This window comes from Microcystis sp. LE19-131.1A (assembly GCF_027532015.1).
GTDB classification, from domain to species: domain Bacteria; phylum Cyanobacteriota; class Cyanobacteriia; order Cyanobacteriales; family Microcystaceae; genus Microcystis; species Microcystis ichthyoblabe_A.
In genome coordinates this window covers 19,727-30,808 of the sequence record NZ_JAPZSS010000083.1, presented here as the reverse complement: position 1 = coordinate 30,808, position 11,082 = coordinate 19,727, and the positions used below count along the sequence as shown (strand labels likewise).

The 11,082-nt window shown below is 43.1% G+C and carries 15 protein-coding genes and 1 pseudogene; 5 read left to right on the top strand and 11 right to left on the bottom strand.

Annotation, left to right across the window (positions count from 1 at the left end):
• Positions 1 to 374: 374 nt before the first annotated feature.
• The 3 genes from O9323_RS22855 (at position 375) to O9323_RS07605 (ending at position 1,764) form a co-directional block, all read left to right on the top strand.
• Positions 375 to 587 (top strand): DUF6888 family protein, encoded by a 213-nt coding sequence (locus O9323_RS22855; RefSeq protein ID WP_036397117.1) that lies wholly within the window; start codon positions 375 to 377, stop codon positions 585 to 587.
• Positions 577 to 774: a DUF6887 family protein gene (locus O9323_RS07610; protein ID WP_002736866.1), complete on the top strand. Its 198-nt coding sequence runs from the start codon at positions 577 to 579 to the stop codon at positions 772 to 774. Before O9323_RS22855 ends, O9323_RS07610 begins: the two co-directional genes overlap by 11 nt.
• Positions 775 to 1,122: 348 nt before the next feature.
• The gene (locus O9323_RS07605; RefSeq protein ID WP_149106897.1) at positions 1,123 to 1,764 is read left to right on the top strand and encodes an EH signature domain-containing protein; all 642 of its coding nucleotides are present in this window, start codon (positions 1,123 to 1,125) and stop codon (positions 1,762 to 1,764) included.
• A gap of 140 nt (positions 1,765 to 1,904) precedes the next feature.
• On the opposite strand, the gene O9323_RS07600 is transcribed toward O9323_RS07605, so the two are convergent.
• The 6 genes and pseudogenes from O9323_RS07600 to O9323_RS07570 all read right to left on the bottom strand — a co-directional run bounded on the left by O9323_RS07600 (position 1,905) and on the right by O9323_RS07570 (position 7,015).
• A complete protein-coding gene (locus O9323_RS07600; protein WP_002754652.1) occupies positions 1,905 to 3,248 on the bottom strand; it encodes a chloride channel protein in 1,344 nt (447 codons plus the stop codon).
• 146 nt (positions 3,249 to 3,394) lie between these two features.
• Positions 3,395 to 4,582, bottom strand: a pseudogene (locus O9323_RS07595) (RNA-guided endonuclease InsQ/TnpB family protein).
• A 100-nt stretch (positions 4,583 to 4,682) separates the two neighbouring features.
• Entirely contained in the window at positions 4,683 to 5,336 is a 654-nt protein-coding gene (locus tag O9323_RS07590) for a YqiA/YcfP family alpha/beta fold hydrolase (protein WP_024970624.1), read from the bottom strand.
• Positions 5,337 to 5,560: 224 nt separating this feature from the next.
• Positions 5,561 to 5,866 carry a DUF2973 domain-containing protein gene (locus tag O9323_RS07580; RefSeq protein ID WP_002732775.1) on the bottom strand — a complete coding sequence of 102 codons (306 nt, stop codon included), beginning with the start codon at positions 5,864 to 5,866 and terminating at the stop codon, positions 5,561 to 5,563.
• 99 nt (positions 5,867 to 5,965) lie between these two features.
• Positions 5,966 to 6,373, bottom strand: a complete 408-nt coding sequence (locus tag O9323_RS07575) for a DUF2605 domain-containing protein (protein ID WP_002777118.1) — start codon at positions 6,371 to 6,373, stop codon at positions 5,966 to 5,968.
• Between the two features lie 15 nt (positions 6,374 to 6,388).
• Positions 6,389 to 7,015: a TenA family protein gene (locus O9323_RS07570; RefSeq protein ID WP_002750608.1), complete on the bottom strand. Its 627-nt coding sequence runs from the start codon at positions 7,013 to 7,015 to the stop codon at positions 6,389 to 6,391.
• 119 nt (positions 7,016 to 7,134) lie between these two features.
• On the opposite strand from O9323_RS07570, the gene O9323_RS07565 reads away from it, so the two are divergent.
• A complete protein-coding gene (locus O9323_RS07565) occupies positions 7,135 to 7,341 on the top strand; it encodes a hypothetical protein (protein WP_002732891.1) in 207 nt (68 codons plus the stop codon).
• A gap of 41 nt (positions 7,342 to 7,382) precedes the next feature.
• Positions 7,383 to 8,282 (top strand): amino acid ABC transporter substrate-binding protein, encoded by a 900-nt coding sequence (locus tag O9323_RS07560; protein WP_002750610.1) that lies wholly within the window; start codon positions 7,383 to 7,385, stop codon positions 8,280 to 8,282.
• Positions 8,283 to 8,611: 329 nt separating this feature from the next.
• On the opposite strand, the gene O9323_RS07555 is transcribed toward O9323_RS07560, so the two are convergent.
• From O9323_RS07555 to O9323_RS07535, 5 genes are all read right to left on the bottom strand, one after another.
• Positions 8,612 to 9,010, bottom strand: a complete 399-nt coding sequence (locus O9323_RS07555; protein WP_002750612.1) for a type II toxin-antitoxin system VapC family toxin — start codon at positions 9,008 to 9,010, stop codon at positions 8,612 to 8,614.
• A 9-nt stretch (positions 9,011 to 9,019) separates the two neighbouring features.
• A complete protein-coding gene (locus O9323_RS07550) occupies positions 9,020 to 9,274 on the bottom strand; it encodes a hypothetical protein (protein WP_002750614.1) in 255 nt (84 codons plus the stop codon).
• Positions 9,275 to 9,369: 95 nt separating this feature from the next.
• Entirely contained in the window at positions 9,370 to 10,035 is a 666-nt protein-coding gene (locus O9323_RS07545; protein ID WP_024968433.1) for a PEP-CTERM sorting domain-containing protein, read from the bottom strand.
• 318 nt (positions 10,036 to 10,353) lie between these two features.
• The gene (locus tag O9323_RS07540) at positions 10,354 to 10,806 is read right to left on the bottom strand and encodes a type II toxin-antitoxin system VapC family toxin (protein WP_002750618.1); all 453 of its coding nucleotides are present in this window, start codon (positions 10,804 to 10,806) and stop codon (positions 10,354 to 10,356) included.
• The gene (locus O9323_RS07535) at positions 10,806 to 11,042 is read right to left on the bottom strand and encodes a hypothetical protein (protein ID WP_008202209.1); all 237 of its coding nucleotides are present in this window, start codon (positions 11,040 to 11,042) and stop codon (positions 10,806 to 10,808) included. Before O9323_RS07535 ends, O9323_RS07540 begins: the two co-directional genes overlap by 1 nt.
• Positions 11,043 to 11,082 lie beyond the last annotated feature (40 nt).

Here is an 11,082-nt window from a genome sequence, read left to right as displayed (position 1 = left end):
GCAGACACAGCAGTTTTTATGTGGGTCAACATCTCTATCATTGGCTCCAGCTACATCAAATGTTCCAAAAAAATATAGAAGAGCTAATGCAAATTAGCCGCTATCGGTTGAAGGATTACATCAAAGGACAAAGAGCGATATTGCTTGCCCTATCTAACTTCTAGCTCGCTTGTCCCCCTCTCAGAAAAACTTGACCAACTATTATTGGCTTACTTATTCTTAATTTGTTACTTTACTTTCCAAGGCGGATTTGGTATTACTTAGGCTGTTTGACCGCCTAGGTACTAGGCTATGGCTTTTCTACCAGCACTTTTTGAGAATTTACTAATGGGTGGGCTTGTGAGGGTTGAGGGTAATTAGAGTAAACTGAAAAGGTGTTATCATTTGGAGGTAAGTTGTTTTCGTTAACCACACAGCAAGCTATTAAGTCGGTTGAGCTTTGCCAAAGTCTCTCGGATGGATTTCGGGATATTGTTTTATTCCGATTTGACCCGTTACGGGGCGAAATTTATATCTTGGCAGGTGAAGACATTGAATTGATTATTTATGCCGATGGAAATTGGGAGTTTTTGCCAAATGAAGCCTAATTTTAACGAAATGAGCAAGTCCACTCTCAGAGCCTATGTTCTACAACACCGTGAGGATGATGAGGCTTTGCGGGCGTTGATGAGTCGTCGTGATCCGAATGCGATCAGGTATAATTTCCCTAGTACGGAGGAGGGTTTACGTCAAATGGAGGAGGTGATTCGCCGTAAAATTGAAGGGACTTTATAGGTATAGTCTTTTTTGCGGCTGACTCTGGGGTCTGGCAAATGCTGAAAATGCTGAAGAACAATCTTTCTCAAGAGCTTTGCTTCTTGTTGCTGCTGGCGGGTCAAAACTAGCTGACCAAAGCCTTTTGCCATAATAACTAACTGGGGAATGCCGACCGCTGTTCATTCTTAGGTTAACCCATTGAGTGTCTCCGAGACCGACTCAAAGGTTGTCAAGCTGGCACTCTATACTCCGTGTCGTTTGTCAAGTACAATTTGTACCAAAGTAAAGCAGTAATCTACCTACAAATATTTGAGTAACCTAACACAATGCAGTCATTTTTAACGATCTTCAACATTATTTGGGACAATGATCTATTTCATTGGATTACCCTTGCCGTTTTTTCAATTGCAACAGTATCGAAACTTAACGCCTAGTGAATTAGTAAATAGAGATAAATATACACTACCGCCTATCCCAATTTTTAGCGAATATATTGCAGAAATTTCTCCGTACTTTATCAAGAGCAATCAAGTAAATAGCGATACCGTTGATTGGTTATTGCGTTGCCTTGATCAAATGCCAGAGAGAGAACAAGCTTCTTCGGTTGATTTTATTTTAAGTAATCTTTCGATAGATATTGCTATTAAATTTCCACTATTAGTTTCATGGCTAAAAAATAATTATAACAATCATCAGAAACAAGCTCTTATTTCTCTAGTAGCTAGGCAAAACTTTAGAAATTTAATAGGAGCTATTAATTATAACAATTTTCGAGACTTAGTGAACTTAATTGTCAATAATATATACCTTGGAAATAATGATGAAAAGCAACTTAGAAATCGCCAGCTTTTCTGGAGTAATTATAGCAATATTTTTATGAGAATAAAAATTTTACTTCCTGAACAAACCTATTCTATTATTGGCAATAAATTTAGGGAATATCAAGACATTCTGAAATTAGAAGATGACGGAAGCAATCCCACAGAGTTGTGTATATTTGATTTTTGATAGTGAAACAGAAAGTCTGTTGATATTAAGTTGAGTGCGATCGCTGATCTGGTAGATTGCGTTAGACAACAATCCCAAAATTAGGGGCGCAAAGAACTTGCCCCCTCTAGATATCACAGTAATTCCCCTGACCGTGGCTTCTAGCGGATCATTGCCCGGAGGGAACTAGAGAGTTGATTGGCTGCCCGTGCGGCCACCAATCCCGAAAGGGCAGCAACCACCACTGTAGCAAGGCAGGTTAGCTGGGCTGCCCCCGGCCCCCCCACCCCCAGCACCATCGCTACGGCAGTCAAAGGTAGGCGATAGCCACCAGCAATACCGGCCGCTGCCCCCGCCGCACCCGCCAGATCCCCCGAAATCTCAAAGGTGGTGGCGAACACCCGGCCACTGAGGTCGCCGATCGCCAGAAAAGGGACAAACACGCCGCCACAGCCCCCGGCTAAAACCGCAGCGGTGGTGGCCGCGGCCCGGAGCAGAGCTACCGCTAACAGATGGTAAGGAGTTGTTTTAATGTTTTCGGCCCAGACGATAGCAGCTCCCCCCGGCCCAAAAGCCGCTGCCGGAGTCGCCACCCGTCCGATCACGATCGCCAATAATAGCATCATCAGGCCACCAATGAGGAGACGAGTGGCGGGCCTGTCCCGTAAGCCTCTGGCCCAGTAGATCGCCTCACCGGTGAGGGCTGTAATCATGCCAGCGATCGCTCCGATCGATAAAGTGGCACCCACCGCATCCCAGAAGTCAGTCGGGGCAACCTGCGGCACCACCAGCCGGATCAGTTGCAGCTTAAAGGCAGCGTTGACTCCCCATCCCACCAGTCCCCCGGCTAACATCGCCGCTGCCCGCTCCGGGGTGATCGGAACCTGGCGTCGCTGACTCAACTCAAACATAAAAAAGCTGCCCACCAGAGGGATTCCCATCAGGGCAGAAACACTGGCCGCACCGCCACCGATGGCCAGGGGCCGCACCAGTTGACGCAGGGCTGGATTTATGCTACCCAACCAGGTCCCCGTCGCCACGCCAATATGAGCCGCCGGTGATTCTGTTCCCATGGGCGCACCCAGTCCAACGGTGGAGAGGATGGCCAGGGCGCGCAAGGGGGCTAGATTCCAGGGGAAGCGCTCTTCGGCACCGGATGCGTTCACCACGTCACCAGTCAGGTCGGCGCGAGCAATGTCATGGGGGAAGGAGTACCAGGCCATGAGAGAACCCCAGCGGCCAGAGGCAGTGGCCTCGCGGGGAGCTAAGGTCTGCACAGGTTGGCCCTTACCCAGTCCAAACAGGACTAGCACTGCTAAGGTAACGCCCACCAGCGGCAGCAGCAGTAGCCAAAAGTTACCTAGGTCAGAGGCAATTCTCAGGGTTTGCTTAATTGCCTCAGTCAGCAGTACCGCAGCCAGAGAGCCGATCAAACCGCCGAGCAGACCAGCAACGGTCCATGGGCCTACCCTGGTTAACAGAAGTTGTAGTTTGTTATTTAGCATCGCGCACAGAAAGTTAAGCTTTTATTGTTCCGATAGCAAGTCCATTTGAGTCGTCAAGCAAAACACCCTGAAAGTCTTTACCTAAAATGTCGGCTTGAAGGCTCTTGACATCCTCACCGCCGTAAACGGACGGTGATTCCCAAACCTCACGATTTAGGTTTCTGCTTCTTTCCCGAAGGATTTTTCGCACCTGCCTTAACAGATTTACTCTGTTCTGGTCATCAGGTCGCTCTACAGACTGACACCGCAAGCCCTGCGGCCAAAATATTTTTACTTGCGTTAATATCTCGGTCATGGTGCGTCCCACAGTCTGGACAATCCCATTCTCGAACATTTAACGGCATTTTCTCAGCAATATACCCGCAATTACTACACCTTTTAGAGCTAGGAAACCATCTATCTATTTCGATGTAATTTCTTCCATACCAACGGCATTTATAGGCTAATTGTCGGGTTATTTCTCCCCAGCTTACATCAGATATTGCCTGAGATAATTTCGGGTTTTTGACCATATTCTTAACGGCTAAATTCTCAACCACAATCGTTTGATTTTCACGAACTAATTGAGTGGTTAGCTTGTGTAAACGGTCTTTTCTGCTATCGGTCATTTGAGCGTGAATCTTGGCTACTTTGATTCTTGCTTTTTCCCGATTTTTTGAGCCTTTCTGTTTTCGAGAAAGGCTTTTTTGTGCCTTTCGCAGTCTCCGATAATGCTTTTTAAAATGCCTAGGATTAGATACTTTATCGCCATCGCTGGTAATCACAATGCTACTAATTCCTAAGTCAATTCCAATGGCTTTATCTGTTACTGGGAAAGGCTTAATTGTTGGGTCATCAAATCTTATTGAGATATGCCAACGTCCAGAAGGATGTAATCTGACTGTTACTGTGCTTGGTTCACAGCTTTCTGGTATTTGTCGTGACCACCGAATAGGTAGAGGTTCTGTGCATTTAGCTAAATAGATTTGTCTGTCTTTAAATTTAAAAGCAGACTTGGTAAATTCGGCACTTCCTCCCTGATGTTTTTTCTTAAAGTTAGGATACTTAGTACGACCAGTAAAGAAATTAGTAAAAGCTGTTTGTAAATGCCTTAACCCTTGTTGTAAAGGTACACAGCTAACTTCGTTTAAAAACTCTAATTCTTCTTGTTTTTTCCACTCGGTCAACATTGAAGAAGTTTCAGTATATCCTACTCTTTCTTGTCTTTCATACCAAGCTTGTGTTCTGAGATGGAGAGCTTTATTGTAAACCAATCTTACACAGCCCAAAGTGCGCCGCAATAGCGACTCTTGTTCGGGTGTGGGGTAAAATCGAAACGAATAGGCTTTTTCCATACCTCACATTTTAGCATATATTTCGTAAACGATGCTCATATTTAACAGTAAAGCCGTCGTAGAACGACGGGGTTTCAGGCCCAAAATTTTCGATGATCGCCTAAAGACCGATGTCTAGTAATAATTGCATTTCAGCCCATATCCTCGTCAAAACATCGGTAAGGGCATGATCGCTATCTAATTCGATTAACTGTACCCAAGGACGAGAAAAAGCATAATAGCGACTATTTTCTGGGGGAATCACCTCATCGGCACGACCATGAATAATTAGGGTGGGGAGCTGCCTGATTAACTTTTCTTGGGGATAATTAGCTAAATCCTCGATAAACTTGTAATAAATCGGCAGATAACGACGATAACCATAGTGATAAACCAATAAACTCCCAGATTTTTGCCAATTGGCTAGGGTTTCCGCTCCCAATTGTCCTAACCAAATCGGCCCGAAATTAAAAGCGGGAGCTAATAAAACGAGCCTTTGCACCTGAAAATAAGTTTCTGCCAGCCAAGCTGCCGTTAAACCGCCAAAACTGGAACCAATCAGTGTAACGGGAAACTGAGATTGTTCAATCAATTGGCCGACTTGAACAATCTGACGAGTGAGAGTTAAGCTAGAAAAGTCATCACCGTTAAGATCGGGAATTTCCATTGCTAAACCCCTCTTTTGCCAACAATGTCTCAAAAATTGCGCTTTTGTTGATTGGGGGCCAGAAGCAAAACCGTGTAGATAAATATATCTGTTTTCAAGGACTGCCATTCTAGAACCAATTAGGGTCTGCTGAAAAAGTTTGCTGGTGGGGGCAGGGTGTGGGGTGTGGGGTGTAGGGTTTTACCGATTTTGAGGAGGTCAATTACCTAATTTTCGGGGAAAAAGCACCTGAATTTTCCCCCTGATCACTCTCTTGCCTAGCACTTTTGGATTTCAAAAAGGTCTCAAAGTCTTACCCAACAAGATTTTTAGATTTATTCAGCCAACCCCAATTAGATTTCTTCATCTTGCTCTTTGGTAGCACTGGGAGAAGAATTATAAATGGCATCTAACTGTTGACGAGCATCTTCGACAGTGAGAGAACGAATCACTAACAGAGGTTCATTAATCGGTTGTCCGGCCTCGTCCAAAAGTTCTGGATGGGAAGTCATGGGATAACCGTAGGGATTATAGGAATTAGCCGATTTAGCAGGACGTTTCTGGGAATCCATGCTGACAGTAATCAGACTCCGAATTAAATTATTAATGGTCAAAAAAGCGATAACTGTGAAGGCGAGGATATAGAGCAGATGTAACATTGGCCGAGTCTCCCATGAATTATGTGTGAATATTCCTAATTGCCAAAACTTTATGCTAAAAATTCGCTCAATTCTCTAGCTTACCAAAAAAGTTTCAGGTTAAGCGTCAGTTTGAGGAGATTGATATTCTCCCCAACCCTGTAATCGACGACGACGACTGCTGACCCCCCAACACTCTGCCACCAGCTGGTGCCAAGGCAACAACATCTTGGCCTCGATACCCACCTGACCACCTGTGGTTTTAAAGAGTAAATGAGCCGTGGCTACCTCCTGTTGGGCGTTTTTGACTCTTGCTAATAAATCGTTTTGTTCCTCGAGGCTGAGAAAGGATAATCTCTCGGATTCGAGGAGAAGACGGGAACGGGAAAACCAATAGGTGAAATCCTCTAGTAGAGGTTCCAAGATGGTTTTCAGGAGTTCGTTTTCGGCGGGTTGCGAAGGGAACATTATTTTTATAATGACGATTTTGCTTACCTTAATCTTAGCGTCATTTATATTTCTTAACATTGTGACGGAAAAATTTTAAGATTTGCCCCAGCTGCAGGCGGCACTAAAGAAATCCAGTTCACAACTAAGGGCATAACGATAGGATAAAGAGATATTTTCGGTCATCAGGGCGTATTTATCCGCCAATTCCTCTAACTGGCTTGCTAAAGCTTCAAATTCATCCCCACTATAACTATCAATCCAAGCTTGATAGGGATTCTCAGAAATTGGTTCTAAGGCTAATTGTTGACCCAGATAAGCATAAAGACGCATACAGGGACTCATCGCCACAGCAATCGCACCGATGTCACCCATCCAAGCGGTAGCGAGAAGAAAATCCGTATAGCGACGGGTGGCATTAGCGGGCTGAACCTTTCTCAGGTCAACTCCCCACTGTAAAGCATAATTTTCATGTAATTCTAACTCCTTTAATACCCCCGCCGCTAACCGATGAAAGCTAGTAAATCCCTGCCAATCGGGAGCTTTAGCGGCGGCGATACTGTAAGCACGAGCGAAAGATTCCAGAAAAAAAGCATCTTGACCGACATAAAAAGCGAAACAATCCCGTTTAAGCTCTCCTGTGGCGATACCTCGCACAAAAGGGTGTTCTAGACAAGCTTGTACTAGATATTGATGGCTGTGCCAAAGTTGCTGACTAAGCATGGGAAAATACTAATTAGGTGGACAAGGTTGGTTAACTAGAGTTCAGCATTCCTTAACCCAAACTGACGTTAAACCTGTTACAATAAAAAATATAACTGACTAAATTGGAATTAAAAACTATGCGACTTAAGCGATGGGAGTCCCCCCGCCGTCAGGGACGTAACGACAAAGGCAAGGGCGGTTCGGCCCGACAGCGACAACTGAAAAAACAATTTAAAATGTTGTCGAAAAAACTAAAAGGGGGAGAGAGTAACATCTCTCCTCTTTTTTTGTCCCCAGCAATCGCCGCTAAAAAATCTTCCTCTGGGAAACTCTCAGTCTCCTAAAACAGTCCCAGACTTGAGCCACTTTCAGATTAGGGAAAAAAATGAAGCGTACACTTGCCGTCATGACGATGACAGTAGCTTTAACCGTCACCAGTAACCATTCTAGCCTTGCGGGAGCAATCTTCGATCGCATTCAAAAAACTGGGGTAATTACTGCCGGCGCTCGTAAAGATGCTATTCCCTTTGGTTTTGTCAACTCCCAGGGCAAGTGGGTGGGTTACAGCCTTGATATGTTAGAGTTAATTCGCAAGGAAACCGAACGGAAGTTAGGAAAGCCAATTAAGTTAAAAATTGTTGAGATTAATCCCCAAAATCGTTTTGAAAAGTTGAAAACAGGGGTGATAGATATCGAATGTGGCTCCACTACTTTTACTTGGAAAAGAGAAAATGAAGTGGATTTTTCCGTTAGTTATTTTGCCAGTGGCACTCAATTGTTAACCCGCAAAGGTAGTAATCTCGATGACATCGGTAGCTTGGCAGGCAGACGCATTGGAGTGATTGCCAATACTACTAATGAATCGGTAATTAAAACCCAACAACCCGCCGCTATTTTGGTCAAAGTTAAAAATCGTGGCGAGGGTTTACAAAAACTAGAAGCGGGAGAAATTGATGGTTTTGCCAGTGATGGCATTACCCTAGAAGGTTTAAGGAAAAGTGCTAAAAATCCTAATAATTTAGCCATAGTTCCCTCCTATCCCTACGCCTACGAATCCTATGCCTGTACTTTACCTGAAAATGATTCTAAATGGCGCGATACGGTTAATTATACCCTATTAAAATTCATGGAAGGGATCGTTAGCGACCAACAACAAGCGGTGACAATTTATGAACGTTGGTTTGGTGAAGATGGTGTTGTTCCCTATTCCAGAGAAACTATTAATGATTATTTTCAAGGCATTGTCAACACCTACGAATGGATTCCTTTAACTGTATTTCCCTAAAATCAAGACCTTTTTAGGAACCGATTGAAAAAGGCAAGAGTCAAGGGGCAAGGGTCAAGGGGCAAAAGTATTGATTAATTTGTCTCCCTAAGACTCTTGTTGACCCTAATAAATCCTGTTTAAAAGGTATAGGAAAGCGGGAAAATGGGGAGAATGGAGCGGGTTTTTAAAGTTTGATTTGTTATTAATCAAGTTAATAAAGGTAAAAAATAAACCACCTCAACTGACTGAATGAAGGGGCGATTACGAGTTTTTTATTAATGTTTTTTAGGAGACTTTTGTGGTTTCCTTTTCTGAGGGTTTGGAGGGTTTTAGTTGGCACTTTAGGGTTATCTCCATACTTTCACCCGCATTATATCAAAATGATAATCATAGCTCCAAACAGGTAGATCTAATTCGATTGAGATGATAGCAGTCAAAGCATCAACAATAGTAATAGTTTGATCAGGAAATTGTTTAGCTTTTGCTATGGCTGCGAAATACTGATCTTCTGTCGGATTGATCAGATTAGCAGATTCTAAGCAATTTTGTGTGAAATGATTGGCTTGTTCAAATCCTAATCTATATAGAAGCAAGCTGTAAGTTTCTATATATACGGGGAAAGAGATAATAACTGTTAAATCTTCCGATTCTATGCGTCTTAGCTCTGCTTGCGCTCTGCTATGATATTGATCACTGGTATCTATTGCTCCGTAAAGGGGGGTTGTGTCGGCAATAATCGCTTTCAAGATTTGAGCTTAAGGTAATTTATGGGACAGAGTAATTTCGGCTAAAACAGCGTCATGATTGATGGATGTGTCAGTATAGCCACTTCCTTTGGGTGCGGGAGATAAGTGAAAAGATTTTTTCGGTTTGGATAAATAGCCTTTCGCTATTAAAAATGATTCTATAGCCGTTTGTACTGTATCAGAAGAAGATACCTTATGCTCTTGATTGTAGGCGGCTAGAGCATTAATTATGGTGGTGGGTAGCTCAATCGTCACCTGTTGCATAACCAAAATCCTCTTGATTTAATTATGTCCCTATTATACAATAAACCCCCTCAACTGACTGAATGAAGGGGCATTTATCGTATTTTGTAAGCAATTTAGCCTACTTTTGTGGTTTCGTTTTCTGATGTTTTGGATGATTTTAGTTTGCGCTTCAGGGTTGAAGCTGCACCTAATGCACCAAAGGAGCCAATAGCTAAAAGTCCAGCGGTTGAGGAGGGTTCAGGAACTAATTTTACATCCAGGTTTTGAACAGTAACACACGGGCTTAAACACCCCATATATGTACCCTGATCATAAAGTAGCCGATATTCTTCTCCACCTTCTATGTAGGCTAATCCCCCTGCACTAAAAGCACCTACACCTCCTACAGGAGAAATATTTGCCGGATTAAACAGATTATCATTCGTGAATCCTGAAGATAATAAACTGGTAGAGCCAGTGCCTTGGGGGACCAGAGCAGTTATAGGATCTGTACCCTGTGTTCCAGTTATGGATAAAACTTTATATCCGGTAAAGCTTGAAGAGGCATAAGGAGGGAAAGGTCCTGGAGCGGTAGATAAAGTATCTTCGGTAATAAATGTCCCCGTAACAGGTGTGGGGGAAGGTGTATAGTCAGGGTCGGACGGAGGCAGTAGGTTTGTATCTATATCGAAGGAGAAATTCCATGTGAGAGTTCCAGCCGAAGCAGGATTTACTCCAAAGCCAATCATTGTAGTCGTTGCAGCCGCTCCGAGAGCTAAGGCTAAAGTCCAATTTTTCATTTCTTACTCCTGAGTAGTGTTTTTTATGTGTAAGCTTGTAGTCTTAGCTTTGAGGCTATTAGCCTACTTTTGTCGTTTCTTTGCTAGGTCAGGCAACACCCCAACCCAACTACAGGGAGAGACAACGGGATTATACACATCCCCCCCCCCACAACTGTATCAAAAGTTACAATTTAATAAATCCTTACATTCCTCTCCCTAGCTTAGGGATTCACAGGGGAAGGAGTCTCAGGTGTTTTCCCCTGTTTTACCCCTTCTCAAGCGACCTATTGCCTTCCGTGAGGGATTGTGGCGCGGTATGTCGGATTTGCTGCTTAATTATTGGGAATTAATGAAATCTTGAGGATGAACGATGGTAATATTGGGAATAGGGATAAAGTCATCAGGATTAAAGGTTAATAAATGGGTAATGTTAGAAGCTTTCATGACAGCAAGAAGCCTAATATCATGAGTGCGTTTTCCTTTAATGTTGTAGATGGTGACTAATTGAAACCAAAGGGGAAAAATATCCGGCGTTTCTGCAATTAATGTAAAGTTATCTAATAAATCATTGACATAATTTGTAGCTTGTGCTGGAGTCCAACCTAAACCATTAACATCAAGGGGTCGGGTTGCAACTACCCAAAATTCAATTAAAACTTGAGGAATAATAACACATTCATTAGCTGTTTCGACGATTTGAGTAATTACATTATTAGCAAGAGAATAAGTTGCTGAAGACGTATCAGCCGCCCGAAGCAAAATGTTAGTATCCAGTAAATATTGAGTCATTAGTCTTCATACATAGTGTCACGGTGTAAAGCTTCATCAGGTAAATTCGCACTTGTTTTAGGAAGTTTAGCGATTACTTTCTGCCATTTTTGAGCTTTTTCCTGGGGAGTGAGACTATAATCTGGGGAAGGGAGGGAAATTCTTGAGGTGAGAGATTCGGTGAAGGATAACACTTCTTGTTGTTTTTCTAAGGGAAGTTTTCTTAGGTTTTTAATGATAACTTGTTCAATGTTCATTTGACTTAGACTAATAGGCAACCATATCAATCATATCTCA

Excerpts from the sequence above, each read along its gene's own strand:
- O9323_RS07610 (WP_002736866.1), top strand. The coding sequence starts at position 577 with ATGAAGCCTAATTTTAACGAAATGAGCAAGTCCACTCTCAGAGCCTAT.
- O9323_RS07605 (WP_149106897.1), top strand. The coding sequence starts at position 1,123 with ATGATCTATTTCATTGGATTACCCTTGCCGTTTTTTCAATTGCAACAG.
- O9323_RS07600 (WP_002754652.1), bottom strand. The coding sequence starts at position 3,248 with ATGCTAAATAACAAACTACAACTTCTGTTAACCAGGGTAGGCCCATGG.
- O9323_RS07590 (WP_024970624.1), bottom strand. The coding sequence starts at position 5,336 with ATGGCAGTCCTTGAAAACAGATATATTTATCTACACGGTTTTGCTTCT.
- O9323_RS07580 (WP_002732775.1), bottom strand. The coding sequence starts at position 5,866 with ATGTTACATCTGCTCTATATCCTCGCCTTCACAGTTATCGCTTTTTTG.
- O9323_RS07575 (WP_002777118.1), bottom strand. The coding sequence starts at position 6,373 with ATGTTAAGAAATATAAATGACGCTAAGATTAAGGTAAGCAAAATCGTC.
- O9323_RS07570 (WP_002750608.1), bottom strand. The coding sequence starts at position 7,015 with ATGCTTAGTCAGCAACTTTGGCACAGCCATCAATATCTAGTACAAGCT.
- O9323_RS07565 (WP_002732891.1), top strand. The coding sequence starts at position 7,135 with ATGCGACTTAAGCGATGGGAGTCCCCCCGCCGTCAGGGACGTAACGAC.
- O9323_RS07560 (WP_002750610.1), top strand. The coding sequence starts at position 7,383 with ATGAAGCGTACACTTGCCGTCATGACGATGACAGTAGCTTTAACCGTC.
- O9323_RS07550 (WP_002750614.1), bottom strand. The coding sequence starts at position 9,274 with ATGCAACAGGTGACGATTGAGCTACCCACCACCATAATTAATGCTCTA.
- O9323_RS07545 (WP_024968433.1), bottom strand. The coding sequence starts at position 10,035 with ATGAAAAATTGGACTTTAGCCTTAGCTCTCGGAGCGGCTGCAACGACT.
- O9323_RS07540 (WP_002750618.1), bottom strand. The coding sequence starts at position 10,806 with ATGACTCAATATTTACTGGATACTAACATTTTGCTTCGGGCGGCTGAT.
- O9323_RS07535 (WP_008202209.1), bottom strand. The coding sequence starts at position 11,042 with ATGAACATTGAACAAGTTATCATTAAAAACCTAAGAAAACTTCCCTTA.